Below are 25,342 nucleotides of genomic sequence, written 5' to 3'. Positions count from 1 at the left end.
ACAGGTTATCAGCGAATGACTTGACTTTGTAATCATTCGATTACTACGTTAACTCTCGCAAGTAATCATCCAATTACTACCGGAGACTCCGATGACCACCGACACCTCTTCCTCGCCGGCGAAGACCGGCCGCAGGTCCCGGCCCTTCGCCCTCATCGTGGCCGCGGCATCGCTCCCGATGTTCATGGCCACGCTCGACAACCTCGTCATGACCAACGCTCTGCCGGTGCTGCACGCGCAGATGGGCGCCTCGGTCGAAGAGCTGCAGTGGTTCGTGAACGCCTACACGCTCGCGTTCGCCGGTGCGATCCTCATCGCGTCGGCTCTCGGCGACCGCTTCGGCCGTCGTACCGTCTTCGTGATCGGCATCGCCGTGTTCGGCATCGGATCGGTGCTCGCCGCGCTCAGCTCCGACCCCGAGCAGCTCATCGCCGCGCGCGCCTTCCAGGGCCTCGGCGCCGCCGGCGTGATGCCGCTGTCGCTGGCGCTCCTCAGCGGCGCGGTATCGCCCGCCCGGCGTCCGCTGGCGATCGGCATCTGGGGCGGCATCTCCGGGCTCGGCGTCGCGGTCGGTCCGCTCGTCGGCGGCGCGATCATGGAGGGCTGGGACTGGCAGGCCATCTTCTGGATCAACGTCCCCGTCGCGATCATCGCCATCCCCCTCGCGCTGATCGTGCTGCGCAACGACTTCGGCGCGCGCGCCCGCATCGACGTCCCCGGGGCGATCCTGGCGGCCGCCGGCGTGCTGGCGCTCGTGCACGCGATCGTGCGCGGCAACGACGACGGCTGGGGCTCGGCCGGCGTGATCGCCGAGCTGATCGTCGGCGCGCTGTTCGTGGTCGCGTTCGTGCTCTGGCAGGCCCGCACGGCCGCGCCGCTCGTGCCGCTGCGGCTGTTCCGCGACCGCTCGTTCTCTGTCACGAACGTGATCGGCTTCGCGTTCAGCTTCGGCACGTTCGGCTCGGTGTTCATCCTCATCCAGTACCTGCAGGTCGTTCAGGGCTCGACGCCCTTCGAGGCCGCGCTGCAGACGACCCCCTGGACCCTCGCGCCGATGTTCGTGGCGCCGATCGCCGGCATGATCGCGCCGCGGGTCGGCACGCGCGCGCTCATGGTCACAGGACTCGCACTGCAGGCCGTCGCGCTCGGCTGGATCGCCGCGATCATGACACCCGACACGCCGTACCCGAGCCTGATCGCACCCTTCCTGATGGCGGGGATCGGCATGGCCCTCGTGTTCGCCCCATCGGCGACGGCGCTGCTGGCGACCCTCGGACTCATCGACCACGCGAAGGCGTCCGGCGTGAACTCGACCGTTCGCGAACTGGGCGTCGCCCTGGGCACGGCCGTCATGACGGCGATCTTCGTCGGAGCCGGCGGAGCGCTCACCGCCGACCTCTACGTGGACGCGGCACGACCGGCGGTCTTCACCGGCGCAGCCGTGCTGCTGGCGGCGACGTTCGTGGCGCTGCTGCTTCCGGCGGGGCGGTCGGAGACGCAGACGGATGCCGCGGTCGCCGCCGCCGCCGAACCCGAGGCCGAGCTGCAGCCGATCGGCTGAACCGACGTGAGGGGCGGCGGCGCGGCATCCGCGACCGCCGCCTTCGCGCGTGCCCCCCGGTCAGTCGCCCCGGCCGTGGAGCACGCGGGTGAGCACGCCGTCCAGCAGGAACAGCAGGAACGCGGCGGAGCCGATCCACGGCGCGAGCACCACCACGGTCGCGGCGATGATCAGCGCGCTGAGCGATGAGCGACCGTAGGCCGCGGCATCGGCGGCTGTCAGATCGGGCAGCATGACGTCGCGCTTGCGCACCGCCCATTGCCACTGCAGCCAGCTGAACAGGATGGCGAGGAAGAAGGTGACCGGCATCGCCAGCCGCGCGGCCACGAACTCCGAATACTCGGTCGTGAGGTTGGTGGCGAACGGCACGAGGACGACGAACAGCAGACGGCCGTTGTTGAGCCAGACCATCGTCGAGTCGACACGGGCGACGTGCTCGAACTGCTGCACGTGCACCATCCACAGCAGGCACAGCAAGACGAAGCTCAGCGCGAAGTTGACGAAGAGATACCCCATGTCGCCGAGTGCGGACCACATCTGGACGTCGGTCGACACAGAACCCAAGTCGTGGGTGGTCAGGTCGAGGACGAGCAGGGTCGCCGCGATCGCGAAGACGCCGTCGGTGAACGCCTCGAGGCGCGTCGTGCGCAGGGTCGCGGCCGGGTGCGTGCGCTGCCGGATCATGAGCACAGAGTAACGACCGGCATCCGCTCCCGGATCAGCGCTTGTAGTTCGGCGCCTCGACCACGATCTGCACGTCGTGGGGGTGGGACTCCTTCAGCCCTGCCGCCGTGATGCGCACGAACTTGCCCTTGGCCTTGAGCTCCTCGATCGTGCGGGCGCCGACGTAGAACATCGACTGCCGCAGGCCGCCGACGAGCTGGTAGGCCACCGCTGACACGGGACCGCGGTAGGCGACCTGCCCCTCGATGCCCTCGGGGATGAGCTTGTCGTCGCTGGGCACGTCCGCCTGGAAGTAGCGGTCCTTCGAGTAGGACGTCTTCTTCCCGCGGGTCTGGAGCGCGCCGAGCGAGCCCATCCCGCGGTACTGCTTGAACTGCTTGCCGCCCTGGAAGACGATCTCGCCCGGAGACTCGTCGGTGCCGGCGAGGAGCGAGCCGAGCATGACGGTGTCGGCACCGGCGACGAGCGCCTTCGCGATGTCGCCCGAGTACTGCAGGCCGCCGTCGGCGATCACCGGGACTCCGGCCTCGCGTGCCGCGAGGTACGCCTCGTAGACGGCGGTGACCTGGGGAACGCCCACCCCCGCGACGACGCGTGTGGTGCAGATGGAGCCCGGGCCGACGCCCACCTTGACGGCGTCGACGCCGGCATCGATGAGAGCCTGGGCGCCCTCGCGCGTGGCGACGTTGCCGCCGATCACGTCGATGTGGTCGAACGTCGCGTCGGCCTTGATGCGGCGCACGATGTCGATCACCCCGGCCGACTGCCCGTTGGCGGTGTCGACCACGAGCACGTCCACACCGGCGTCGCGAAGCGCCTCGGCGCGCTGCCACGCGTCTCCGAAGAAGCCGATCGCGGCGCCGACGCGCAGACGGCCCTGCTCGTCCTTCGTGGCGAGCGGGTACTTCTCGCTCTTGTCGAAGTCCTTGATCGTGATGAGTCCGGCGAGCTTGCCCTCGGCATCGATGAGGGGAAGCTTCTCGACCCGGTGGTGCGCGAACAGCGAGATGACCTCGCCGGCGCTGACGCCCACACGGCCGGTGACGAGTCCTTCGCTGGTCATCACGTCGCGCACCTTCGTGCTCTGGCGCTCGAAGCCCGACACGAATCGCATGTCGCGGTTCGTGACGATGCCGACGAGGCGACCGTCGTCGTCGATGACGGGCAGTCCCGAGATGCGGTACGTCGCGCAGAGGTCGTCGACCTCTTCGATGGTCGCATCGGGCGTCGTCGTGATCGGGTCGGTGATCATGCCCGACTCGCTGCGCTTGACGCGGTCGACCATGGACGCCTGGTCCTCGATGGACAGATTGCGGTGGATGATGCCCAGCCCGCCCTCGCGTGCGACCGCGATCGCCATGCGCGACTCGGTGACGGTGTCCATGGCGCTGGAGATGAGCGGAGTCGCGACCGTGATGCGGCGCGTCACGCGCGAGGAGGTGTCCGCCTCACTCGGGATCACATCCGTGTGCCCCGGCAGCAGCAGCACGTCGTCGTACGTCAGTCCGACGAAACCGAAAGGGTCGTTGTGCTCCATGGGTTCTCCTGCGCTCGCGGCGCGTTTCTCGGGGTGGACGACGACGGCCGGTGCGTGGGGACGCTCCGTACTCGATTCTAAGCGCCGCGCGGCCCGGTTTGTTCCCGCCTGCAGCCCGCCGTGGAGCGGACACGTCGGCCTGCATCGGAACGTCTCCTCACATTGCGATTCGATAGAGGCGCATGTGGATAAGTAGTCGAAACACCGCGGACACATTACAGTCGTACCGTCGTTCATCACGGCCGATGCGACCCGACTGCTATCGGTGCGCGTGGTGCCGCCGACTGGAGGTTCTGTGGGTCCTACGACTGTGATCGCGAGGAGATACGCCCGATGGGCGGTCGTCCTCGTCGGAGTGCTGATGGCTGCAGCGATGGTGCTGATGGCTTCGCCGACCGGTGCACACGCGGCTGCGACCGCACCGGACACCCCCGGGGGTGATCAAGAACAGACCGACTTCTACTTCGGTGGCGTCATCCAGAACGAGGGCGAGCCTGTTCCGGACGTCGTCATCATGGTCGAGGGCAACGGCTTCGACGCCGAGACGGTGACGGGTGCCGACGGCAAGTGGCGTCTGTACGTGCCCGAGAAGGAGGAGTACGTCCTCATCGTGGACGAGTCCACGCTGCCCGACGGAGTCATCGTCGACCCCGCGCAGCTGCCCGAGGGCATCCAGCCCAAGCAGGGGACGACCGCTTCCTTCGATGTCGCCTTCGGCGCGACCGGCACCAAGATCGTCAATCTCTTCCTCGGCGAGGGCGAGCGCGTGACGACGTCGTTCTGGGACCAGTTCGCCGAACGCCTCATCAACGGCATCAACTTCGGTCTGCTGCTGGCGCTCGCCGCGGTCGGCGTCTCGCTGATCTTCGGCACGACGGGCCTCACCAACTTCGCGCATGCGGAGATGCTGACCTTCGGCGCCATCGTCGCGCTGATCTTCAGCGTGAACTTCGCACTGCCGATGTGGATCGTGATCCCGATCGTCATCCTGTTCGGCGCGGCGTTCGGGTGGTCGCTCGACGCCGGACTGTGGAAACCCCTGCGCCGAAGAGGGCTCGGTCTGGTCCAGCTCATGATCGTGAGCATCGGCCTGTCGCTGGCGATCCGGTACACGTACCAGTTCTTCATCGGCGGGGCCACGTACCAGCTGCCCGGCGCCGGAGCATCTCGCGACATCGTCATCGGACCGATCGCGGTCTCGTGGATCGACCTCGTGTCGATGGGGATCTCGATCGTGCTGCTGCTCGCCGTCGCCTACTGGCTCCTGCGCACTCGCATCGGCAAGGCGACCCGAGCCATCTCCGACAACCCCGGCCTGGCCGCGGCATCCGGCATCAACGTCGACCGCGTGATCCGCATCGTGTGGATCCTCTCGGCGTCGCTCGCCGCCGTGGCCGGCGTGCTGTGGGCCTACTTCCGCCCCGGCGTGAAATGGGACATGGGCGTGCAGGTGCTGCTGCTGATCTTCGCCGCGGTCACCCTCGGTGGCCTCGGCACGGCGTTCGGCGCGCTCATCGGCTCGCTGATCGTCGGAATCCTGGTCGAGCTCTCGACCCTGCTGGGCATCCCGCCGGACATGAAGTACGTCGGCGCGCTCGCGGTGCTCATCATCATCCTCCTGGTGAGGCCACAAGGCCTGCTGGGTCGCAAAGAGAGGCTGGGCTAGGCCATGGATTGGGGACAGATTCTCAACAACACGGCTTACTGGCTGTTCAGTCCCGAGACGATCGCGTACGCCCTTGCGGCGACCGGTCTCGCGGTGCACTTCGGCTACGCGGGCCTGCTCAACTTCGGTATGGCGGGCTTCATGGCGCTCGGCGCCTACGGCTACGCGATCTCGATCCTCACCTTCGGGTGGCCGTGGTGGGTGGGCATCATCGTCGGATGCCTCGCCTCTGTGGTCTTCGCGATCATCCTCGGTATCCCGACACTGCGTCTGCGCGCCGACTATCTCGCCATCGTCACCATCGCGGCGGCCGAGATCATCCGCCTGGCGCTGACGACGCAGCTGTTCGACGAGTGGACGAACTCGGCGGACGGTCTGGGCGGATACCACGCGGGATTCCGGGCAGCCAATCCATTCCCGGAGGGGACGTACGGCTTCGGCCCGTGGACGTGGACGGCCGACCAGCTGTGGGTGCGCGTGTTCGGCATCATCCTGCTGGCGATCGCGGTCTACCTCGTGTGGGCGCTCATGCGCAGCCCGTGGGGTCGCGTGCTCAAGGGCATCCGCGAGGACGAGGACGCCGTGCGCTCGCTCGGCAAGAACGTCTTCGCCTACAAGATGCAGGCGCTGATCATCGGTGGCGTCTTCGGTGCGCTGGGCGGCGTGGTCTTCGCGCTCCCGTCGGCCGTGGTGCCCGCCACCTATACGACCTCGCTCACGTTCTTCATCTGGACGATCCTGCTGCTCGGCGGTGCGGCGACCGTGTTCGGTCCCGTCGTCGGCTCGGTGATCTTCTGGGTGATCATGGGCTTCCTCGGAAACGTCCTCCCGGCGCTGGCGAACTCGGGCGTCCTGCCCATCTCGTCCGTGCAGGCGGGCACGCTCCGCTTCATCCTCGTGGGTGTCGCGCTCATGCTGATCGTGATCTTCCGCCCGCAGGGCATCTTCGGCAACAAGAGGGAGCTGACCTTTGTCAAGTAACAGCACTCCCGAGCCCGGGGCCGGCGGCGCAACGCCGCCGGCAGCCGGCTCGACGCCCACCGGCGCGGTCACGACCGCGACCGGCAGCATCCGACGCCCCAAGACGACCGGGCTCGCGAAGGGTGATTCCGTACCCGGCGTCGCCAAGAACGACCCGATCATGGTGATCGACAACATCACGCGGCGTTTCGGCGGCCTCACGGCCGTCGATGTGGAGCACCTCGAGATTCCCCGCGGCGCGATCACGGCCCTCATCGGCCCGAACGGCGCGGGGAAGACGACGCTGTTCAACCTGCTGTGCGGCTTCGACAAGCCCAACTCGGGCACGTGGTCGTTCGACGGGAAGAACCTGTCGGGGATCCCGTCGTTCAAGGTCGCCCGCATGGGCCAGGTCCGCACGTTCCAGCTCACCAAGGCGCTCTCGCTCCTCACGGTTCTCGAGAACATGAAGCTGGGCGCGACGCAGCAGAAGGGCGAGCGCCTCTGGTCGAGCATCATCCCGGCCGTGTGGCGCAAGCAGGACGACGCGAACGAAGACAAGGCCATGGACCTGCTCGCGCGGTTCAAGCTCGACGCGAAGGCCGACGACTACGCCGCCTCGCTCTCGGGTGGGCAGCGCAAGCTGCTCGAGATGGCCCGTGCCCTCATGAGCGACCCGACCCTCGTCATGCTCGACGAGCCCATGGCCGGTGTGAACCCGGCTCTCACCGAGTCGCTCCTCGACCACATCCTCGATCTGAAGGACCTCGGGATGACCGTGCTCTTCGTCGAGCACGACATGCACATGGTCCGCCACATCGCTGACTGGGTGGTCGTGATGGCCGAGGGTCGCGTCGTCGCAGAGGGTCCGCCCGAGACGGTGATGCAGGACAAGGCCGTGATCGACGCCTATCTCGGCAGTCACCAGGACGTCGACCTCGGCGTGGTGACCGGCCGCGTGGCGGGCGAGCTCGACACCGCCGCCGTCGAACTGCTGGAGGAGATCAAAGAGGCCGAAGAGGCTGCGATCGCCGAGGCCGAGGAGGAGAACAAGTGACCGACGCTTCGAACGCCGCGGCCGTTCCGGCGGACGCGGGTGCGCCGTCGGGCAGCGCCCGCACGCCCGGTTCCGCCGTTCCCGCCGCCGACGCCGCTCGCGTGGAGGGGATGAGGACCGACGAGGTCGTCGTCGAGGTCAATGACCTCTACGCCGGTTACCTTCCGGGCATCAACATCATCAACGGCGCCAACCTGGTCGCACACAAGGGCGAGCTGATCGGCATCATCGGGCCCAACGGCGCCGGGAAGTCCACGCTGCTGAAGTCGATCTTCGGCATGGTGAAGGTGCGCTCCGGCGAGATCAACGTCAACGGCGACAGCGTCATCGGACTCAAGTCCGACAAGCTCGTCAGCAAAGGCGTCGGGTTCGTCCCGCAGACGAACAACGTGTTCCCCTCGCTCACCATCGAGGAGAACCTGCAGATGGGCCTCTACCAGGCTCCCAAGCAGTACGCCGAGCGCCTCGACTTCGTGACGAGCATCTTCGCCGAGCTGGGCAAGCGCCTCAAGCAGCGCGCGGGCTCGCTCTCGGGCGGTGAGCGCCAGATGGTGGCGATGTCGCGGGCGCTCATGATGGACCCGGCCGTGCTGCTCCTCGACGAGCCGTCGGCCGGCCTGTCGCCCGTCCGTCAGGACGACGCGTTCATCCGCGTCTCCGACATCAACAAGGCCGGCGTCACGACGATCATGGTCGAGCAGAACGCCCGTCGCTGCCTGCAGATCTGCGATCGCGGCTACGTGCTCGACCAGGGGCGCGACGCGTACCACGGCAGCGGCCGCGACCTGCTCAACGATCCGAAGGTCATCGGCCTCTACCTGGGCTCGCTCGGCTCCGAGACCAACTGATCACGCGACAGGAAAGAGGAGAGCGGATGCTGCGGCATCCGCTCTCCTCTTTCGTTCACCGGCTTTCGCTCAGCGCGAACCCGCGGCTGATCTGGGCCGCGATGGCGCACACTGAAGCCATGTGGAGCTTCGTGAGGGCGGTCAAGGACCGCGAGCATCGGCTGGCGCCGACGACCTGGGTCGCGGGGGCCGCGGCGATCGTCTACGCCGTGGCACCGATCGACCTGATCCCGGAGCTGTTCTTCGGCCCGCTCGGACTCGCCGACGACGTCGGCGTCTGGGGGATCCTCGCCGTGCTCTTCGCGCGCGAGCACGCGCGCTGGCGCGCCGGGCTCACCGCGACATAGGCGACCGCGGACACATGGAAAGGGCCCCGGATCGCTCCGGGGCCCTTCCTTGCGAATCAGATCAGCTGACGCGCGTGTTCATGTTGTCGGGTCCGTAGACGAAGACACCGATGGTGGCCTCCGTCGGGTCGCCGTTCTCGTCGAACGTGACCGGGCCCGAGTGACCGTCGTAGTCAGCGACGCCGCCACCGAGGATGATGTCGGCGCAGTCCGCGTACGTGTCGCACTTCTCACCCTCGCCCGAGCCGCCGGAGACTTCCTGCAGCTTGCCGGCCACGTCGGCCGCGTCGGTCGAGTTGGCCGCGAGCGAAGCGAGCGCGAGCAGGATGACCGCGTCGTAGGACTCGTTGGCGTACGAGAAGTCGGTCAGCTCGGAGTTGCCCTCGCCGGTCCACCACTCGTTGAGCTCGTCCTGGAAGCCGGAGTCGGCCTCGAGCGGGCCGGCGGGCGTGGTGCCCTTGGCGCCTTCCATGCTCGAACCAGCGGGCCACTTCTCGTCGGCGCCGAAGTTCTTCAGGTTGCCGTCGACGAGGTACAGCTGGTCGGCGGGGTAGCCCGCGGCCAGCAGCGCCGGTCCGATCGTGTAGATCTCATCGAACGTGATGAGCACGATGGCGTCGGGGTTCGAGGCCATCAGCGCGCTGATCTGCGCGTCGAACGAGGTGTCGCCCGTGTTGTAGGACTGCTCCTCGACGATCGTGCCGCCGGCGCCCGTGAAGGTCTCCTGGAAGACCTCGTTGAGGCCGGTGCCGTACGAGTCGTTGAGGTACAGGACCGCGACATTCTCGTGTCCGTCTTCGGCGACCAGGTTGCCGAGGACCTCGCCCTGGAGGGTGTCGGACGGGGCGGTGCGCCAGTACAGGCCGTCGTCGTCCCACGACGTGAAGTCGAGCGACGTGTTGGCCGGCGAGAACACGATGATGCCCGCGGCGACGGCGTCATCGAGGAACAGCTTCGTCACACCGGAGGACGCGGCGCCGATGGCAGCCGTGACACCCTCGGAGATCAGGGTCTGGATGGTCGTCGCGTACGCCTTGTTGTCGGTGTCACCCGAGTCGCCCCAGACGATGTCGTCGATCGTGAGGCCCGTGTCGGCCGCCGAGTCGTTGACGTGCTGTGCGGCGAGGCCGACACCGGCCTCCTCGGGCGGTCCGAGGAACGACAGGTTGCCGGTCTGCGGCAGGATCGTGCCGATCTTGAGGGTGAGGTCGCGCTCCTCGGTGGGAGGTGCGCTGGTCTCGCCGCCCGATCCTCCGCCGGCGCAGCCGGCGAGGACGAGGGCACTGGCGCCGGCGAGCGCAACGACGCCTGCGAGGGCGGACTTGCGCGAGCGGGTGAAGACGCTCATGTTGCTCCTTGCTGTGATGAAAAATCGGGTACGGCGTCGGGAGCCGACCCAGTGTCCCTAACCTAACCATGCGGAGCGCCGCGCAATGTTGCCTTTCGTTAACGATGTGTAACGCATTGAGCTCGGTTTTCACGGGCCCCGAACGCGCTTTGTCGCGCACCTCGGATCGGGAATACCCCTGCAGGGTATAAAGTTGATCATTCGTACCCCTTGGGGGTATCCCCTCGATCCCACGTGAAAGGCACGACGATGACGCAGACGACCGAGTACAAGGTGACGGGCATGAGCTGCGGGCACTGCGAAGCGTCTGTGCGCGGCGAAGTCTCGAAGATCTCGGGCGTCGAGGCGATCAGCGTCGACGCGAAGACCGGCTCCCTCGTCGTCGGGTCGGTGCACCCGATCGCCGATGCCGACGTGCTCGCAGCCGTCGACGAGGCGGGCTACGAGGCGGTCCGCGTCTGATGGACGGCGCGGCACTGCCGGGCGACCGCATCGAGCTCGAGATCGGCGGAATGACGTGCGCGTCCTGCGCCGTGCGGATCGAGAAGCGCCTCAACCGGATCGACGGGGTCGAGGCATCCGTCAACTACGCCACCGAGAAGGCGACCATCACCGCCACTGCGGGCGTCGACGCGAGCGACCTGATCGCCGAGGTCGAGAAGACGGGGTACACGGCGGCACTCCCCCAGCCTCCCGCACCGGCACAGGACGCACACGATCACGGGTCCGGCGACAGCGAGCTCGACGGACTTCGCCGGCGCCTGATCGGCTCGATCGTGCTGTCTGTTCCCGTGATCCTCCTCGCCATGATCCCGGCGCTGCAGTTCACGTACTGGCAGTGGGCGTCATTGGCCCTGGCCGCACCTGTGGTCGTCTGGGGTGCGTGGCCCTTCCATCGCGCGGCGTGGATCAACCTGCGCCACGGTGCCGCGACGATGGACACCCTCATCTCGCTCGGTGTCTCGGCGGCGTTCCTCTGGTCGCTCTACGCCCTGTTCTTCGGTCACGCCGGCATGCCGGGCATGACCCACACGTTCGAGTGGACGACGCAGCCGAGCGACGGCGCCGGCGACATCTACCTCGAGGTCGCCGCCGGAGTCACGATGTTCGTGCTCGCGGGTCGGTACTTCGAGGTGCGCTCCAAGCGGCGCGCCGGGGCCGCCCTGCGCGCCCTGCTCGAGATCGGGGCGAAGGATGCCGCGGTCCTGCGTCGGGGCACGGGCGGCGAGGATGTCGAGGTCCGCGTCTCGATCGCCGAGCTGCGCGCGGGCGACCGATTCGTCGTACGCCCGGGCGAGAAGATCGCGACCGACGGCGTCGTCGTCTCGGGCACGTCGGCGGTGGACGCGTCGATGGTCACGGGCGAGTCCGTGCCGGTCGAGGTAGGCCCCGAAGACGCCGTGATCGGCGCCACCGTCAACGCGGGCGGCCGCCTCGTCGTGCGCGCCACCCGCGTGGGCGAGGACACGCAGCTTGCCCAGATGGCTCGGCTCGTCGAGCGCGCGCAGTCCGGCAAGGCAGACGTGCAGCGCCTCGCGGACCGCATCTCTGGCATCTTCGTGCCCATCGTGCTGTTGATCTCGCTAGGCACCCTCGTCACCTGGCTCGCGCTGGGGTACGACCCCGCGATGGCGTTCACGGCCGCTGTCGCCGTGCTGATCATCGCGTGCCCGTGCGCGCTGGGTCTCGCGACCCCGACGGCTCTGCTGGTCGGCACCGGCCGGGGCGCGCAGCTCGGCATCCTCATCAAGGGGCCCGAGGTGCTGGAGTCCACGCGCGCGGTCGACACCGTCGTGCTGGACAAGACCGGCACGGTCACGACCGGACGCATGGCCCTCGCCGACGTGGTGGCCGCTGCGGGCACCGACCGCGGCGAGCTGCTGCGGCTCGCGGGCGCGCTGGAGCATGCGTCCGAGCATCCGATCGCGCAGGCGGTCGCCCGCGCGGCCGCGGCCGAGGTGGGCGCTCTCCCCGTCCCCGAGTCCTTCGAGAGCCTCCCCGGGCGCGGCGTCTCGGGCGTCGTGGACGGTCACGCCGTGATCGTCGGGCGCGCGTCGCTCCTCGCCGACTGGGCTCTGCGCCTGCCTGCCGAGCTGGTGGCGGTCACGCGCGACGCCGAACGGGCCGGCAGCACGGCGGTGCTCGCCGCGTGGGACGGCGAGGTGCGCGGCGTGCTCGTGGTGGCCGATCAGGTCAAGCCGACCAGTGCCGCGGCGGTCGCTCAGCTGCGCAGCCTCGGTCTGCGCACCATCCTGCTCACCGGCGACGCCGAAGCAGTCGCGCACACGGTCGCCGCCGCCGTCGGGATCGAGGAGGTCGTCGCCGAGGTGCTCCCGCAGGACAAGGTGGCAGTGGTCACCCGTCTGCAGAGCGAGGGTCGCGTCGTGGCGATGGTCGGCGACGGCGTCAACGACGCCGCCGCTCTCGCGCAAGCGGATCTCGGCATCGCGATGGGAACGGGGACGGATGCCGCGATCGAGGCATCCGACATCACCCTGGTGCGCGGCGACCTCCGCAGCGCGGCCGACGCGATCCGGCTGTCGCGGGCCACGCTCGGCACGATCAAGGTCAACCTCTTCTGGGCCTTCGCCTACAACGTGGCGGCGATCCCGCTCGCCGCCCTGGGCCTGCTCAACCCGATGATCGCGGGAGCGGCGATGGCGCTCTCGAGCGTCTTCGTGGTGGGCAACAGCCTCCGGCTGCGGTCGTTCCGCAGCCGCGCAGGCGCCGAGGCCCCCGCGCCCGCGCGGCCGGAACGCCGGACCCGTGCCCTCCCGGTACATAATGAACACACTTCACAATGAGGACACCACGATGAGCGACACGATGAGCGACACGATGGTCGAGACCGGTCACAGCCACCACGGGTACATCACCGACAAGGACAAGTACCTCAACCGCCTCAAGCGGATCGAGGGCCAGGCTCGCGGCATCCACAAGATGGTCGAGGACGAGAAGTACTGCATCGACATCCTCACGCAGATCAGCGCGCTGACCAGCGCACTCGAGGCCGTGGCGGTGGGTCTGCTCGACGACCACCTTCGTCACTGCGTGGTGGACGCGGCGCGTCTGGGCGGTCCCGAGGCCGACGCGAAGATCAGCGAGGCGACCCGGGCGATCGCGCGCCTGGTGCGCTGACCCGGGCCGGCCGCCGGGCAGATCCTGAATTTCAGGAGATCTGCCGAGAACAGGACGGGTCACCGAGAAATCGTCCTGTGTTCGGCAGATCTCCTGTCCTGGGGAGGTGACCCGGGCCGCCAGCCCCGGCGCACAGCTGCGGGCGCCCGGCGCCCGGGCACCGGGGCCGGCGCCCGGCGCTCAGGCTGCGGCGCGTACGCGGCGGGCGTGGACGACGGAGTCCACGGTCAGGATGATCAGCGCGACCCACACCAGGCCGAATCCGATCCACCTCTCCAGGGGCATCGGCTCCTGGAGCAGCCACACGCCGATGATGAACTGCAGGACCGGCGCGACGAATTGCAGCAGACCGATCACGGTCAGTGACGTGCGGCGGGCGCCGGCGGCGAAGAAGAGGAGCGGGATCGCCGTCACCACGCCGACGAGGCTCAGCAGCACGGTGTGCAGGGTCCCCTCCGAGCCGAAGACGATTCCCGTCGTCGCGTTCACCACGATGAGGATCACCGTGGCGACCGGTACCAGCCACATCGACTCGAGCGTCAGGCCGCTCACGGCATCGACCGAGGGGCCGACGCGTTTCTTGACCAGGCCGTACACGCTGAATGACGCCGCGAGCGTGAGAGCGATCCACGGGACCGAGCCGTAGCCGACGATGATCACGATCACGGCCAGCGCGGCGATGCCGATCGCCACCCATTGCGTGACGCGAAGGCGCTCGTGCAGGACGAGGACCGCGAGGAGCACGGTTGCGATCGGGTTGATGAAGTACCCCAGGCTCGTCTCGATCACGTGGCCGGTGAGGGCGCCCAGGATGAAGACCTGCCAGTTGATGTAGATGAGCCCGCCGGCGAGGGCGGTGAGGCCGAGGAGTCGCGGCTGGCGGAAGATCGCACCGATGCGGGACCACGAGCGGGTGACCGCGATCAGCAGAACGCAGAAGACCAGCGAGAGCAGGATCCGCCACGCGACGAGCTCGAAGGGCCCGATCGGCATCAGCAGCAGGAAGTACAGCGGGAGGAAGCCCCACAGGAGGTATGCCGTGAAGGCGTAGACGCCGCCGAGCGTGCGCTCGCGAGCCGAGTCCTGGCCGGCCGCGGCCCCCGGAATGACGCCGATTCCGGCGGTGGCCGTGGCGCATGCTCCGAGCTCCGTCAGATCCTCGCTCTGCTGGGGGACCGATGACGCTTCAGGACTCACCGTCCCAGCCTAGGACCGGTCGTTCGGTGCCGGGCGCGGAGCAACGATCGGCCGGCTGCCGTCGTGCGCGCGATCCCTGCCAACTCGAACGCGGAGAGGGCCGGATGCCGAGGCATCCGACCCTCTCGGTACGCAGTGTGCGCGGGACTCAGCGGACGACGACCGCCAGGACGTCGCGAGCCGACAGCACGAGGAACTCGTCTGCGCCGAACTTCACCTCGGTGCCGCCGTACTTGCTGTACAGCACGCGGTCGCCGACGGCGACGTCGAGCGGCACGCGGTTGCCGTTGTCGTCGATGCGGCCGGGGCCGACGGCGACGACTTCGCCCTCCTGGGGCTTCTCCTTGGCGGTGTCGGGGATGACGAGGCCACTCGCGGTGGTCTGCTCGGCCTCGACCTGCTTGATGACGATGCGGTCCTCGAGCGGCTTGATGGAAACCGACACGGTCTACCTCTTCTTTCCTTGAGACTGAAGACTCGTTAGCACTCTGGTGTCGAGAGTGCTGATCCAAGTCTAGAGATGCGCTGGCACTCACGCAACGTGAGTGCCAGCCGCGTGACGTCGTGTGGCGGTCGTAGGCTGGGCCGGTGGAGATGGCCGAGCTGACCGCGCTGCTGACGCCCGAGGGCCTGCGGCTGCTCGATGCGCTCCCGCCGATCGAATCGGCCGACGATGTCGCCCGCACGGTCTCGCGGCTGCGCAAGGACGGCCACTCCCCCGATCTCGTGTCGGCGGTGGTGACCCAGTCGCGGCTGCGCGCGCGCGCCGGGACGAAGTTCGGCCCCTTCGCCCAGCGGATGCTGTTCACGCGGGCGGGTCTGGAACAGGCGACGCGCCTCGCGATCGCCGCCCGCCACGCGGCGCGCTTCCGTGACGCCGGGCTCCGTCGGGTCGCCGACCTCGGATGCGGAATCGGCGGCGACGCGCTCGGCTTCGCCGGGCTGGGCCTCGCCGTGACCGCGGTCGATGCCGACGAGGTGACCGCGGCGATCGCGGCGTACAACCTCGCACCGTTCGGCGACGCGGCCCGCGTGCGGCACGGCACGGCCGAGACGACCGACCTGGCAGACGTCGACGGCGTGTGGCTCGATCCCGCCCGGCGCACCGCCGGGCACACCGAGACGACGCGCACACGGCCCGAGGACTGGTCGCCCTCGCTCGAGTGGACGTTCGAGCTCGCGCGGCGTGTGCCCGCGGGCACCAAGCTCGGGCCGGGCCTGGACCGCGAGCTCATCCCGGACGGGTTCGAGGCGCAGTGGGTGAGCGCCGACGGCTCGACCGTCGAACTGGTGCTGTGGTCGGGGTCGCTCGCGCGCGACGGCGTGCGGCGTGCGGCGCTCGTGATCCGCGGCGACGCGGCCCACGAGATCACCGCGCCGACCGACACCGCAGACGAGCCGGTCCGCGAGCTCGGCGAGTACCTCCACGAGCCCGACGGGGCGGTGATCCGCGCCCGGCTCATCGGCGATGTCGCCCGCTCGCTCGACGCCGGCATGCTCGACGAGCACATCGCCTACCTCACCTCCGACGCCGCGGTGACGAGCCCGTTCGTGTCGTCCTTCCGCGTGCGCGAGTCGATGCCGGCGAAGGTGCCGTCGATCAATGCGGCGCTGCGCAGTCACGGGATCGGGCGCCTCGAGATCAAGAAGCGCGGGGTGGATGTCGATCCGGCGCAGTTCCGCCGCAAGCTCCAGCTGCGCGGAGACGCCGAGGCGACGCTGGTGCTCACGCGTATCGGCTCACGCAGGATCGCGGTGCTCGCCGACCGGGTCAGCCGCCGACCGTGATGCGCCCGGCGGCGTAGAGGAGCCACCCCGCGCTGTAGAGGATCGAGACGACCCCGATCACGAGCGCCCACACGGCGACCGCCCGGCTCTCGAGGGGCCGTCGCAGCGCGAGGATGGCCGAGACGACCCCCACGAGGCCGATCGGGAAACCCCATCCGACGAACAGCGACACGAGCAGGCCACCGATCGAGAACGCCAGCGCCCAGCCCGCGAGTCCGCGGGGCTGTGGCTCGGGATCAGGAAGCGACCACTGCGCCACGACCGGTGGGACATCCTCTCCGGTGCCGGGCTCGACGGGCGCGAACTGCTTCGTCACGGCCACGGGCGCGGTCGGCAGGCGCAGGTATCCTCCGCGGTGCACGCCGGGGAGCGCGGATGCCGCGTCCGCGGCCTCGACGTCAGGTGAACGCGGCTCCACGACCGGGCGCGGGGCCACCGGTACGGTCGGCTCGGGCGCGGGCGGCCTGGTCACCTCGGGCGCGGACGATGCCTCGGTCCCGTCGTCCGCAGAGGCCGGCATCCGCTCCTCCTCGCTCATGCGACGTCCTCCGCGACCTGGATCTCCGTCACCGGAAGCGTGGAGTCCGCCCCGAATCCGAGGGTCGACGGCGGGCGCCCCGACATCACGAGCTCGGCCGCGAGCGCCGCGATCATCGCGCCGTTGTCGGTGCACAGCGACAGCGGCGGGATGCGCACGGTCACGCCCTCCGCGGCGGCCCGCTCGAGCGCGGCCTCGCGCAGCCGCCGGTTGGCGATGACGCCCCCGCCGAGGAGCAGCCGCGGCACCTCGTGGTCGCGGCACGCGGCGAGCGCTTTGGTGACGAGCACGTCGACGACCGCTTCGCGGAACCCCGCGGCGACGTCCGCGACGGGGACCGGCTCGCCCGCGGCTTCGCGCTGCTCGACCCACCGCGCGACAGCCGTCTTCAGTCCCGAGAAGGAGAAGTCGTACCGGTGCGCGGCCATGTCACTCGCACGCGAGAGGCCGCGCGGGAACCGGATCGCGTCGGGGTCGCCGGATGCCGCGGCCCGGTCGATCTCGGGACCGCCGGGGTACGGCAGCCCGAGCAGGCGCGCGACCTTGTCGAAGGCCTCGCCGGCGGCGTCGTCCATCGTCTCGCCCAGCAGCTCGACGTCGCTCGTGAGATCGCGGACGAGGAGCAGGGACGTGTGCCCGCCCGACACCAGGAGCGCGACCGTCGGGTACTCCAGCGGCGGCGCGTCGCCGTCCAGGATGTCGGCCGCGATGTGCCCCACGAGATGGTTCACGGCGTAGAGCGGCTTCTCCAGCGACACGGCCAGCGCCTTCGCCGCGCCCACGCCCACCATCAGGGCGCCCGCGAGCCCGGGCCCGGACGTCACCGCGACCGCGTCGAGGTCGGCGAGCGCGACGTGCGCTTCGGCGAGCGCGGCGCGGATCGCGGGCTCCAGCGCCTCGAGGTGGGCACGGGCGGCGACCTCGGGCACCACGCCGCCGTAGCGGGCGTGCTCGTCCATCGAGCTCGCGATCGTGTTCGATAGCAGCGTCCGCCCGCGCACGATGCCGATACCGGTCTCGTCGCAGCTCGTCTCGATCCCGAGGATCAGCGGCTCGGCGCGATTCACGTGCACACTCCCGCGTCGTCGGCGGTGGAGGTGCGGGCGGCCGACCAGGCGCGCGCGTCGAGCTTCATCACCACGGCGTCCACATCGTCGGGCTGGTAGTACCTCGGACGTCGCCCGACTTCGAGGAATCCCTCCGAGGCGTACAGCGCCTGCGCGGCGGGGTTGTCGGCACGCACGTCGAGGAAGACGTCGTGCACTCCGCGGCGCGCGGCCTCCGTGAGCAGCGACTGCAGGAGCGCGCGACCGCGACCGCGCCCGCGGGAGGCCTCGGCGATCGCGATGGTCTGCACGTCGGCGTCCTTCGCACCGCGCACCGCCCGCAGACCGGCGTACCCGGCCACGAGGCCCGCGACCTCGTCCACGACGTACCAGCCGTGCGGGGACGACAGCTCCTCGCGCATCATCGCGTCCGACCAGGCGTCGGTGGGGAACGACGCGCGCTCGAGGGTCATGATGGCCGCGAGGTCCCCGGGCACGGCCGGCCGGAGCGTCATGTGCCGACCTTCTTCGGTCCCGCGGGGAGCGTCACATCGGGCGAGCGGAGGTAAAGGGCGTCGGCGGGGCCGATCTCGCGCCCGGCGGCGAGCGCGCGTGCGGCGCACACCGCGAGCAGGCCGGACGGGATGCGGTCGGCGTCGCGCCGGAGCGCACCGAGCTCGGCGAGACGTGCGTCGAGCCCGTCCCGCGGGATGAGGGCCGGCTCGGCCACGCGCCAGGGCAGACCGTCGTCGTCGATCCCCCGGTAGACGGTGTACGCGAACTCGCGACGCCGGGCATCGGTCACGATCGCGAGCGTGTCGGCGGCGGATTCCTCGAAGCCGCCGGTGAGCGCGTCGTGCAGCAGGAGTTCGAGCGCGACGGCGTCGTGGCTCGTGACCGGCACGACGGGGATGCCGCAGCCGAGCGCGAACGTCCGGGCCGCCGCGATGCCCACGCGCAGCCCCGTGAAGGGTCCGGGGCCCATTCCGGCCGCGACATATGCGATGTCCGAGGGCCGGACGGATGCTTCGTCCAGCGCCTGCGCGATGAGGGTGCCGATCACCTCGGCATGCCCGCGCGGGTCGGCGCTCTCGACCTGGGAGCGCACGACGCCGTCGGACTCGACGACCGCGACCGTCGATCCGAGCGACGTGTCGATGCCGAGGATCACCCCTCCAGGGTAGTCGGCGCAGACGCGACGACTCCCTTACGGTCGTCGCGAGAGGGTGACGACCCGCGGCGTATCCGCGTCGAGCTCCTCGGTCGCGCGGGAGTACGTGCCGCACGCGGTGTCGACGCCCCGGCCGTGCCACCCGCGGTCGAGCTCGATCTCCCACCAGTGCTCGCGCAGGCCCTCCACCATGCCGCGGCCCCATTCGACGATGACCGCCGAGGCGTCGTAGTCGATGTCGAGGTCATCGAGTTCCGCAGGCGATCCGAGCCGATAGGCATCGACATGCACGAGCGGCGCGGCGCCGACCAGCGAGGGATGGGTGCGCGCGATCACGAACGTCGGGCTCTGCACCGGGCCTCGCACCCCCAGACCGGCGGCGACACCGCGGGTGAGGGTCGTCTTCCCGGCGCCGAGCGGGCCGGTCAGCACGATGAGGTCGCCGGGGCGCAGCATCCGTCCGATCTGCTCGCCGAGCGCCTCCATCTCGGCCGGAGATGCGACCTCGCGGGGGCCGACGAGGGCGTCGAGCGGGTGATCCGCGTCGAGGTCGACGCCCTCAGCCTCAGCAGGCTGCCCGCTCACGCGGTCACCTGCCGACGGGGAACGCGCGGGCCGATCCGCGTGACGATCTCGTAGTTGATGGTCCCCGCAGCACTCGCCCAGTCGTCGGCGGCCGGCGCGCCGAGCGTGGGGTCGCCGAACAGCACGACCTCGTCACCGATGGACACCGGCGCATCGCCGACGTCCACGACGAACTGGTCCATCGCGATGCGCCCCGCGACAGCCAGGCGGCGGCCGCCGATCGTGACCGGGCCTGCGCCGGAGGCCTGCCGCGGCACCCCATCGGCGTACCCGACCGGCACGAGCGCGAGCGTGGTGTCGTGCGGGGTGCGGTAGTCGTAGCCGTACGACACGCCCTGACCGGCAGGCACGCGGCGGACCGCCGCCACCGCCGCACGCAGCGTCATGGCCGGGCGCAGGCCGAGCTCTGCCGACGAGCGACCCTCGAACGGCGAGAGTCCGTACAGGCCGATCCCGAGGCGGACGCAGCCGAGGCGGGTCTGCGGGAGCGCGATCGCCGCGTGCGTGGCCGCCAGGTGGCGCAGCCGGGGCGCGACCCCGAGCGAGCCGGCGAGCGCGACCCCCTCTTCGAACGTGCGCAGCGCCGCGAGGTCGTCGTCGGCGGAGGCGTTGGAGAGGTGGCTGAACAGCGCCACGATGCGCAGCTTGCCGATGCGCTCGAGACGCGCGGCCTCGGCGAAGACGACGGGCTGGTCGGCCGGAGCGATGCCGTTGCGCGAGAGCCCGGTCTCGAGCTTGAGGTGCACACCCACGGGACGGTCGGCGGATGCTGCGGCCGCCGCCTGCAGGAGCTGCGCGAAGCTCGAGATGCCCAGCTCGATGCCCAGCGATGCGGCCTCGACGAACGAGGTTCCCGGTGCGTGGAGCCACGCGACGATCGGAGCATCGATCCCCGCGCGACGCAGCGCGATCGCCTCGGCGATGTCGGACACCCCGAGCCGCGTCGCGCCGCCCTTCAGCGCCGCGACGGCCGAGCGGACGGCGCCGTGCCCGTACCCGTCGGCCTTCACCACCGCGATGACCTCGGACTCGGTGAGTCGGCGCAGGTGCCGCACGTTGTCCTCGATCGCGCCGACGTCGATGATCGCCTCGCGCAGCACCCCGTCGGGGAGCCGGCTCATCGCTCGCCCCCGGCCTCTGCGATCACGTACGCGGTCGCGAAGCCCGCGTCGTGCGACATGGACAGGTGCAGCGTGGTGATCCCGCGCTCGGCGACGACGTCGGCCGTGCTCCCGGTGAGGGTGAACCACGGGCGACCGGATGCCTCGGGGGTGATCTCGATCTCGGTCCAGTGGACGCCGTCCGAGCCGCCGAGCGCTTTGATGAGCGCTTCCTTGGCGGCGTAGCGCGCCGCGAGGGAGCGGGGCTTGAGCTCGCGCTCCGCCGGCGAGAACAGCCGTTCGGCGAGCCGCGGAGTCCGCTCCAGCGTGCGCTCGAAGCGGGAGATGTCGACCAGGTCGACGCCGATCCCGACGATCACGAAAAGTCTCCCGTCATGCCGCGGTCGCGGCATCCGTCAGCCTATCCGCGGTCTACTCGACCGTGACCGACTTGGCCAGGTTGCGCGGCTGGTCGACGTCGAGCCCCTTGGCAGTGGCCAGGCCCATCGCGAAGATGTGGAGCGGCACGACGGCCAGCAGGGGCTCGAACAGCGGTCCGGCCAACGGGATGCGCAGCACCTCATCGGCCTTGGGGAGCACGGCGACGTCCCCCTCCTCGGCGATCGCGATGACGCGGGCGCCGCGGGCCCGGATCTCCTCGATGCTGGAGACGACCTTCTTGTGCATCTCGGCCGACTTGCGCGGCGACGGCACGATGACGAACACGGGCTGGCCCGGCTCGATCAGTGCGATCGGGCCGTGCTTGAGCTCGCCGGCGGCGAAGCCCTCGGCGTGGATGTACGCGAGCTCCTTGAGCTTGAGCGCACCCTCGAGCGCGATCGGGTAGCCGACGTGGCGACCGAGGAACAGCACCGAGCGGGTGTCGGCCATCCAGTGCGCGAACTGCTCGATGCGCGGCTGCTCGCGCTCGAGGATCTGCGCGATCTTGCCGGGGATCGCCTCGAGTTCGGCGACGTGCGCTGCCGCATCGGAGGCGGACACGGTGCCGCGGATGCGAGCGATGTGCAGCCCCATGAGGTACAGCGCGGTGACCTGGGCGACGAACGCCTTGGTCGATGCGACCGCGACCTCCGGGCCGGCGTGCGTGTAGACGATCGCGTCGGACTCGCGCGGGATGGTCGCGCCCTGCGTGTTGCAGATCGACAGCGTGCGGGCACCGCGCTCGCGCGCGTACTTGACCGCCATGAGAGTGTCCATGGTCTCGCCCGACTGGCTGATCGACACGACGAGAGTGTCGGAGCCGATGACGGGGTCGCGGTAGCGGAACTCGTGGGCGAGTTCGACGTCGACGGGCACGCGCGTCCACTGCTCGATCGCGTACTTGCCGACCTGCCCGGCGTAGGCGGCCGTGCCGCACGCGATCACGATGATGCGCGAGATGTCGGCGAAGAGCTCGTCGAGTCCGTCGAGCTCGGGGATCACGACCTCACCGCCGTGGAGGCGGCCCCGCAGCGTGTTGGCGACGGCCTCGGGCTCCTCGGAGACCTCCTTGGCCATGAACGACGACCAGCCGCCCTTGTCGGCGGCCGAGGCATCCCACGTCACCTCGAAGGGCTCGACCTCGACGGGATTGCCGGAGAAGTCGGTGACCTCGACGCCCTCGGGCGTGATCGCGACGATCTGGTCCTGCCCGATCGCGAGCGCGTTGCGCGTGTGCTCGACGAAAGCGGCGACGTCGGAGCCGAGGAAGTTCTCGCCCTCGCCGAGGCCGATCACCAGCGGCGAGTTCCGGCGGGCGCCGACGACGAGTCCGGGCTGCTCCTCGTGCATCGCGAGGAGCGTGAAGGCGCCCTCGAGTCGCGACACGACATTGCGGAACGCCACGGAGAGGTCGCCGCTCGCGCGGTACTCGCGGCCGAGGAGCACTGCGGCGACCTCGGTGTCGGTCTCGCTGCGGAAGGTGTAGCCCTCCGCGAGCAGCTCTTCCTTCAGCTCGGAGAAGTTCTCGATGATGCCGTTGTGGATGACGGCGAGCTTGTCGTCGTCAGCCAGGTGCGGGTGGGCGTTGTCGTCGGTCGGGCCGCCATGCGTCGCCCAGCGGGTGTGGCCGATGCCGGTCGTGCCGTCGGCGAGCGGCGTGGACGTCAGGTCGTCGCGGAGGACGACGAGCTTGCCGGCGCGCTTGCGCATGCCGAGGTCGCCGTCGGCGTCGATCACTGCGATGCCCGCCGAGTCGTAGCCGCGGTACTCGAGGCGCGCGAGCCCGGCGAGGAGGATGGCCTGGCTCTGCCGCGGGCCCACGTATCCGACGATTCCACACATGCCATCAATCGTAGGCGGGCACTTATGCGAGGAGCCTGAACGAAAGGAGAATGGCTGGTCAGTCAGCGAAGCGGATGCCGCGGCACCGTCGCGTCAGAGCTTGCGCAGGAGCACCCGCTCGACGGTGTGGTCGGCGGCTTTGCGCAGCACGAGGCTCGCACGATGGCGCGTGGGCAGCACGTTCTCGACCAGGTTCGGGAGGTTGATCTCGTTCCAGTAGCGCATCGCCCGCTCGACCGCCTCGTCGTCGCTCAGCTGTGCGAACACGTTGAAGAACGAGTTCGGGTTGCTGAAGGCGGCTCGGCGGAGGGCGAGGAATCGCTCGACGTACCACTGCGCGATGTGGTCGGAGTCGGCATCCACGAAGATCGAGAAGTCGAACAGCTCGCTCACGGCGACATCATTGGGCGACGGCGGCGGCTGGAGGACGTTGAGACCCTCGACGATGACGACGTCGGGCCGGCGCACCGTGACGACGGCGTCCGGAACGATGTCGTAGCGCATGTGCGAGTAGAACGGCGCGCGCACCTCGGGCGCCCCGCTCTTGACCTCGGACAGGAACGACAGGAGCGCTCGACGGTCGTAGGACTCGGGGAAGCCCTTGCGTTCCATGAGACCGCGCCGTTCGAGCTCGGCGTTCGGATAGAGGAATCCGTCGGTCGTGACCAGCTCGACGCGGGGCGTGCCCGGCCACCGGCTCGTGAGCTCGCGCAGCAGGCGCGCGATCGTGGACTTGCCGACGGCGACGGATCCCGCGACACCGATGATGAACGGCGTCGTCGAGTCGTCCTCCCCCAGGAAGTCGGCGGTCTCGGCGCCGAGTCGCTTGGTGGACTGGGCGTACAGCGAGAGCAGGCGCGACAGCGGTACGTGCACTTGCGCCACTTCGGCCATGTCGAGACGGTCGCCGAGGCCGCGGATCTGCACGATCTCGGTCTCGGACAGCGGCTGCGTCAGCCCGGAGGCGAGGCGAGCCCAATCATCGCGGGAGATCTCGCGGTAGAGCGAGTGCACGGGCGCGACGGCCGTCGCTTCGTCAGCGGACATCGGGGCAATAGTACTGGGTGCCCGGTCACGACCAGCATCCGCTGATCACGTCTTTGTCACGACGGATTGACACAAACTGTGTTCTGTATACAGAATACTGACGAACAGAGCAGTTCCAGATCGAGAGAGGTACGTCCATGCCCCGCCCGAATTCAGTGTCGAAGATCGTCGTGGTCACCGCAGCCGCAGCCGCCCTCGCGGTGTCGCTCGGCGCCTGCAGCGGAGGAGGTGGCGGATCGGACGAGAACACCGTGGTCTGGTCCACGTGGGGTACCGCGGAAGAGCTCGAGCGATTCGACGACTTCAACCAGGCATTCATGGATCGCCACCCCGACATCACCGTCAAGATGCAGCCCGTCGCCGGCTACGGCGAGTACCACCCCAAGCTTCTCGCCCAGCTCGCCAGCAACACCGCGCCCGACGTGTTCTTCGTCGGCGACGACAAGATCGGCGAGTTCGTCGACTCGGGGCGCCTGATGGGTCTCACAGAGCTCATGGAGTCGCCCGAGAGCCAGACGAAGCCGGACGACTTCTTCCCCGGCCTGTTCGGCGCCGCCGAGAAGGACGGAGAGTTCTACGGAGCCCCCAACGACTCGAACCCCGACCTGCTGTGGTACGACCGCTCCACCCTCGAAGCGGCCGGTATCACCGAGGACCCCGCGACGCTCGCCGCAGACGGGGAGTGGACGACCGAGAAGTTCCTCGAGATGAACGACAAGCTCGCCGACGCAGGCATCGGCGGCACGATGTTCTGGAACTACTGGGCGACGCACTGGAGCTGGCTCGCCTCGCAGGGCGCGGCCGCGCCGTACGACGCCTCCGGCGCCTTCGTCGCGAACGAGGACCCGGAGTCGGTCGAGCTCACCGAGACCCTGGGCGAATACTTCCAGGACGGCAAGTTCATCGTCGCCGACACCCTGCCCGAAGGCTCCGGCGCCGACAGCCTCTTCGTGACCGGCAAGGCCGGATTCTTCTCGCAGGGGCGCTACACCATCGGACTGGTGAAGGATGCCGGGACCGCGGACAACGTCGACGTGGTGCGCTGGCCCACGCCCGACGGCGAAGCGGCGCCGACCGGTGTGGCCGTGTCCTACCTCGCCATCAACAAGGACACTGACGCGAGCGAGGCCGCGTTCACGTTCTGGACGGAGTTCCTCAGCGCCGAGGGCCAGATCGAGCGCCTGTCGGGAGACGGAAACGCCGTCCCGTCGATCGCCGGCGCCGACGAGGTCGTCCTCGAGGACGGCTACCCGCTCAACGCTCAGGCGATGCTCGACGCACGCGACATCGGGTTCGTGAACTACGCCGCCGAGTCTGCGGTGCCCGGTCTTCCCACCGATATCGCCGACATCTTCCTGAAGCTCTACGAAGGCAAGCAGGACGCGCAGGCGACGCTCGATGAGATCGCCGCCGTCGTCGCGGAGAAGTCGGGCCAGTAAGC

General features: G+C 69.5%; 25 protein-coding genes. 11 read left to right on the top strand and 14 right to left on the bottom strand.

Annotated elements, in window-relative coordinates:
- Window positions 1-91: 91 nt before the first annotated feature.
- Window positions 92-1,561, top strand: coding sequence for a DHA2 family efflux MFS transporter permease subunit (locus tag ASD93_RS01200; RefSeq protein WP_056117788.1), 1,470 nt, complete (start codon window positions 92-94; stop codon window positions 1,559-1,561).
- Between the two features lie 60 nt (window positions 1,562-1,621).
- On the opposite strand, the gene ASD93_RS01195 is transcribed toward ASD93_RS01200, so the two are convergent.
- Together ASD93_RS01195 and guaB are read right to left on the bottom strand one after the other, a co-directional pair.
- Window positions 1,622-2,245 carry a TMEM175 family protein gene (locus ASD93_RS01195; RefSeq protein WP_056117786.1) on the bottom strand — a complete coding sequence of 208 codons (624 nt, stop codon included), beginning with the start codon at window positions 2,243-2,245 and terminating at the stop codon, window positions 1,622-1,624.
- Between the two features lie 34 nt (window positions 2,246-2,279).
- Window positions 2,280-3,782 carry an IMP dehydrogenase gene (guaB, locus tag ASD93_RS01190; RefSeq protein WP_056117784.1) on the bottom strand — a complete coding sequence of 501 codons (1,503 nt, stop codon included), beginning with the start codon at window positions 3,780-3,782 and terminating at the stop codon, window positions 2,280-2,282.
- A 361-nt stretch (window positions 3,783-4,143) separates the two neighbouring features.
- Here guaB and ASD93_RS01185 point away from each other — a divergent pair, with 361 nt between their 5' ends.
- The 5 genes from ASD93_RS01185 to ASD93_RS01165 all read left to right on the top strand — a co-directional run bounded on the left by ASD93_RS01185 (window position 4,144) and on the right by ASD93_RS01165 (window position 8,660).
- Complete coding sequence (locus ASD93_RS01185; RefSeq protein ID WP_056117782.1) at window positions 4,144-5,448, top strand: branched-chain amino acid ABC transporter permease; 1,305 nt, start codon at window positions 4,144-4,146, stop codon at window positions 5,446-5,448.
- 3 nt (window positions 5,449-5,451) lie between these two features.
- Window positions 5,452-6,429, top strand: coding sequence for a branched-chain amino acid ABC transporter permease (locus tag ASD93_RS01180; RefSeq protein ID WP_056117780.1), 978 nt, complete (start codon window positions 5,452-5,454; stop codon window positions 6,427-6,429).
- A 160-nt stretch (window positions 6,430-6,589) separates the two neighbouring features.
- Window positions 6,590-7,465, top strand: coding sequence for an ABC transporter ATP-binding protein (locus tag ASD93_RS01175; RefSeq protein ID WP_235566871.1), 876 nt, complete (start codon window positions 6,590-6,592; stop codon window positions 7,463-7,465).
- Between the two features lie 110 nt (window positions 7,466-7,575).
- A complete protein-coding gene (locus ASD93_RS01170) occupies window positions 7,576-8,313 on the top strand; it encodes an ABC transporter ATP-binding protein (protein WP_056119020.1) in 738 nt (245 codons plus the stop codon).
- A 26-nt stretch (window positions 8,314-8,339) separates the two neighbouring features.
- On the top strand, window positions 8,340-8,660 hold the full coding sequence (locus ASD93_RS01165) for a DUF1232 domain-containing protein (protein WP_056117778.1): 321 nt from the start codon (window positions 8,340-8,342) through the stop codon (window positions 8,658-8,660).
- Between the two features lie 61 nt (window positions 8,661-8,721).
- On the opposite strand, the gene ASD93_RS01160 is transcribed toward ASD93_RS01165, so the two are convergent.
- Window positions 8,722-10,008 (bottom strand): ABC transporter substrate-binding protein, encoded by a 1,287-nt coding sequence (locus ASD93_RS01160; protein WP_056117776.1) that lies wholly within the window; start codon window positions 10,006-10,008, stop codon window positions 8,722-8,724.
- Window positions 10,009-10,257: 249 nt separating this feature from the next.
- On the opposite strand from ASD93_RS01160, the gene ASD93_RS01155 reads away from it, so the two are divergent.
- Genes ASD93_RS01155 through ASD93_RS01145 form a run of 3 tightly spaced genes read left to right on the top strand, consistent with a single transcriptional unit; the run spans window position 10,258 to window position 13,146 of the window.
- Complete coding sequence (locus ASD93_RS01155; RefSeq protein WP_056117774.1) at window positions 10,258-10,470, top strand: heavy-metal-associated domain-containing protein; 213 nt, start codon at window positions 10,258-10,260, stop codon at window positions 10,468-10,470.
- On the top strand, window positions 10,470-12,812 hold the full coding sequence (locus ASD93_RS01150) for a heavy metal translocating P-type ATPase (RefSeq protein ID WP_056117772.1): 2,343 nt from the start codon (window positions 10,470-10,472) through the stop codon (window positions 12,810-12,812). Before ASD93_RS01155 ends, ASD93_RS01150 begins: the two co-directional genes overlap by 1 nt.
- Window positions 12,813-12,822: 10 nt before the next feature.
- A complete protein-coding gene (locus ASD93_RS01145; protein ID WP_056117770.1) occupies window positions 12,823-13,146 on the top strand; it encodes a metal-sensitive transcriptional regulator in 324 nt (107 codons plus the stop codon).
- Window positions 13,147-13,326: 180 nt separating this feature from the next.
- Here ASD93_RS01145 and rarD read toward each other — a convergent pair whose 3' ends face one another.
- Window positions 13,327-14,343 (bottom strand): EamA family transporter RarD, encoded by a 1,017-nt coding sequence (gene rarD / locus ASD93_RS01140; RefSeq protein WP_082569099.1) that lies wholly within the window; start codon window positions 14,341-14,343, stop codon window positions 13,327-13,329.
- Between the two features lie 148 nt (window positions 14,344-14,491).
- Window positions 14,492-14,788, bottom strand: a complete 297-nt coding sequence (groES, locus tag ASD93_RS01135) for a co-chaperone GroES (RefSeq protein WP_017203655.1) — start codon at window positions 14,786-14,788, stop codon at window positions 14,492-14,494.
- A gap of 143 nt (window positions 14,789-14,931) precedes the next feature.
- Between groES and ASD93_RS01130 the strand changes: the two genes are divergently transcribed.
- Window positions 14,932-16,131 (top strand): THUMP-like domain-containing protein, encoded by a 1,200-nt coding sequence (locus tag ASD93_RS01130; protein WP_056117767.1) that lies wholly within the window; start codon window positions 14,932-14,934, stop codon window positions 16,129-16,131.
- On the opposite strand, the gene ASD93_RS01125 is transcribed toward ASD93_RS01130, so the two are convergent.
- The 9 genes from ASD93_RS01125 to coaA form a co-directional block, all read right to left on the bottom strand.
- Window positions 16,115-16,669 (bottom strand): hypothetical protein, encoded by a 555-nt coding sequence (locus tag ASD93_RS01125; RefSeq protein WP_157536830.1) that lies wholly within the window; start codon window positions 16,667-16,669, stop codon window positions 16,115-16,117. The genes ASD93_RS01130 and ASD93_RS01125 overlap by 17 nt on opposite strands.
- Window positions 16,666-17,736 (bottom strand): tRNA (adenosine(37)-N6)-threonylcarbamoyltransferase complex transferase subunit TsaD, encoded by a 1,071-nt coding sequence (gene tsaD / locus ASD93_RS01120; protein ID WP_157536829.1) that lies wholly within the window; start codon window positions 17,734-17,736, stop codon window positions 16,666-16,668. The genes ASD93_RS01125 and tsaD overlap by 4 nt, the downstream gene beginning before the upstream one ends.
- On the bottom strand, window positions 17,733-18,230 hold the full coding sequence (gene rimI / locus ASD93_RS01115; RefSeq protein WP_056117761.1) for a ribosomal protein S18-alanine N-acetyltransferase: 498 nt from the start codon (window positions 18,228-18,230) through the stop codon (window positions 17,733-17,735). Before rimI ends, tsaD begins: the two co-directional genes overlap by 4 nt.
- Window positions 18,227-18,886, bottom strand: a complete 660-nt coding sequence (tsaB, locus tag ASD93_RS01110) for a tRNA (adenosine(37)-N6)-threonylcarbamoyltransferase complex dimerization subunit type 1 TsaB (protein WP_056117759.1) — start codon at window positions 18,884-18,886, stop codon at window positions 18,227-18,229. The genes rimI and tsaB overlap by 4 nt, the downstream gene beginning before the upstream one ends.
- Before the next feature lie 36 nt (window positions 18,887-18,922).
- The gene (gene tsaE, locus ASD93_RS01105) at window positions 18,923-19,372 is read right to left on the bottom strand and encodes a tRNA (adenosine(37)-N6)-threonylcarbamoyltransferase complex ATPase subunit type 1 TsaE (protein ID WP_056119015.1); all 450 of its coding nucleotides are present in this window, start codon (window positions 19,370-19,372) and stop codon (window positions 18,923-18,925) included.
- A gap of 95 nt (window positions 19,373-19,467) precedes the next feature.
- Window positions 19,468-20,592: an alanine racemase gene (gene alr / locus ASD93_RS01100; protein ID WP_056117758.1), complete on the bottom strand. Its 1,125-nt coding sequence runs from the start codon at window positions 20,590-20,592 to the stop codon at window positions 19,468-19,470.
- Window positions 20,589-20,951 carry a holo-ACP synthase gene (locus ASD93_RS01095; RefSeq protein WP_056117755.1) on the bottom strand — a complete coding sequence of 121 codons (363 nt, stop codon included), beginning with the start codon at window positions 20,949-20,951 and terminating at the stop codon, window positions 20,589-20,591. Before ASD93_RS01095 ends, alr begins: the two co-directional genes overlap by 4 nt.
- 52 nt (window positions 20,952-21,003) lie before the next feature.
- On the bottom strand, window positions 21,004-22,854 hold the full coding sequence (gene glmS / locus ASD93_RS01090; RefSeq protein WP_056117753.1) for a glutamine--fructose-6-phosphate transaminase (isomerizing): 1,851 nt from the start codon (window positions 22,852-22,854) through the stop codon (window positions 21,004-21,006).
- 93 nt (window positions 22,855-22,947) lie between these two features.
- Entirely contained in the window at window positions 22,948-23,901 is a 954-nt protein-coding gene (gene coaA / locus ASD93_RS01085) for a type I pantothenate kinase (protein ID WP_056117751.1), read from the bottom strand.
- 137 nt (window positions 23,902-24,038) lie between these two features.
- On the opposite strand from coaA, the gene ASD93_RS01080 reads away from it, so the two are divergent.
- Window positions 24,039-25,340 (top strand): extracellular solute-binding protein, encoded by a 1,302-nt coding sequence (locus tag ASD93_RS01080; protein ID WP_056117750.1) that lies wholly within the window; start codon window positions 24,039-24,041, stop codon window positions 25,338-25,340.
- The last annotated feature ends 2 nt before the right edge of the window (window positions 25,341-25,342 follow it).

The sequence above is a fragment of the Microbacterium sp. Root180 genome, assembly GCF_001428485.1.
Lineage (GTDB): Bacteria > Actinomycetota > Actinomycetes > Actinomycetales > Microbacteriaceae > Microbacterium.
The sequence above is the reverse complement of the archived record's forward strand: the minus strand, read 5'-3'. Positions and strand labels throughout refer to the sequence as shown.

Bases quoted from the DNA above. Each gene is read 5' to 3' on its own strand.
- ASD93_RS01200 (WP_056117788.1), top strand. From the start codon at position 92: ATGACCACCGACACCTCTTCCTCGCCGGCGAAGACCGGCCGCAGGTCC.
- ASD93_RS01195 (WP_056117786.1), bottom strand. From the start codon at position 2,245: ATGATCCGGCAGCGCACGCACCCGGCCGCGACCCTGCGCACGACGCGC.
- guaB (WP_056117784.1), bottom strand. From the start codon at position 3,782: ATGGAGCACAACGACCCTTTCGGTTTCGTCGGACTGACGTACGACGAC.
- ASD93_RS01185 (WP_056117782.1), top strand. From the start codon at position 4,144: ATGGCTGCAGCGATGGTGCTGATGGCTTCGCCGACCGGTGCACACGCG.
- ASD93_RS01180 (WP_056117780.1), top strand. From the start codon at position 5,452: ATGGATTGGGGACAGATTCTCAACAACACGGCTTACTGGCTGTTCAGT.
- ASD93_RS01175 (WP_235566871.1), top strand. From the start codon at position 6,590: ATGGTGATCGACAACATCACGCGGCGTTTCGGCGGCCTCACGGCCGTC.
- ASD93_RS01170 (WP_056119020.1), top strand. From the start codon at position 7,576: ATGAGGACCGACGAGGTCGTCGTCGAGGTCAATGACCTCTACGCCGGT.
- ASD93_RS01165 (WP_056117778.1), top strand. From the start codon at position 8,340: ATGCTGCGGCATCCGCTCTCCTCTTTCGTTCACCGGCTTTCGCTCAGC.
- ASD93_RS01160 (WP_056117776.1), bottom strand. From the start codon at position 10,008: ATGAGCGTCTTCACCCGCTCGCGCAAGTCCGCCCTCGCAGGCGTCGTT.
- ASD93_RS01155 (WP_056117774.1), top strand. From the start codon at position 10,258: ATGACGCAGACGACCGAGTACAAGGTGACGGGCATGAGCTGCGGGCAC.
- ASD93_RS01150 (WP_056117772.1), top strand. From the start codon at position 10,470: ATGGACGGCGCGGCACTGCCGGGCGACCGCATCGAGCTCGAGATCGGC.
- ASD93_RS01145 (WP_056117770.1), top strand. From the start codon at position 12,823: ATGAGCGACACGATGAGCGACACGATGGTCGAGACCGGTCACAGCCAC.
- ASD93_RS01125 (WP_157536830.1), bottom strand. From the start codon at position 16,669: ATGAGCGAGGAGGAGCGGATGCCGGCCTCTGCGGACGACGGGACCGAG.
- rimI (WP_056117761.1), bottom strand. From the start codon at position 18,230: ATGACGCTCCGGCCGGCCGTGCCCGGGGACCTCGCGGCCATCATGACC.
- tsaE (WP_056119015.1), bottom strand. From the start codon at position 19,372: ATGGAGGCGCTCGGCGAGCAGATCGGACGGATGCTGCGCCCCGGCGAC.
- alr (WP_056117758.1), bottom strand. From the start codon at position 20,592: ATGAGCCGGCTCCCCGACGGGGTGCTGCGCGAGGCGATCATCGACGTC.
- glmS (WP_056117753.1), bottom strand. From the start codon at position 22,854: ATGTGTGGAATCGTCGGATACGTGGGCCCGCGGCAGAGCCAGGCCATC.
- coaA (WP_056117751.1), bottom strand. From the start codon at position 23,901: ATGTCCGCTGACGAAGCGACGGCCGTCGCGCCCGTGCACTCGCTCTAC.
- ASD93_RS01080 (WP_056117750.1), top strand. From the start codon at position 24,039: ATGCCCCGCCCGAATTCAGTGTCGAAGATCGTCGTGGTCACCGCAGCC.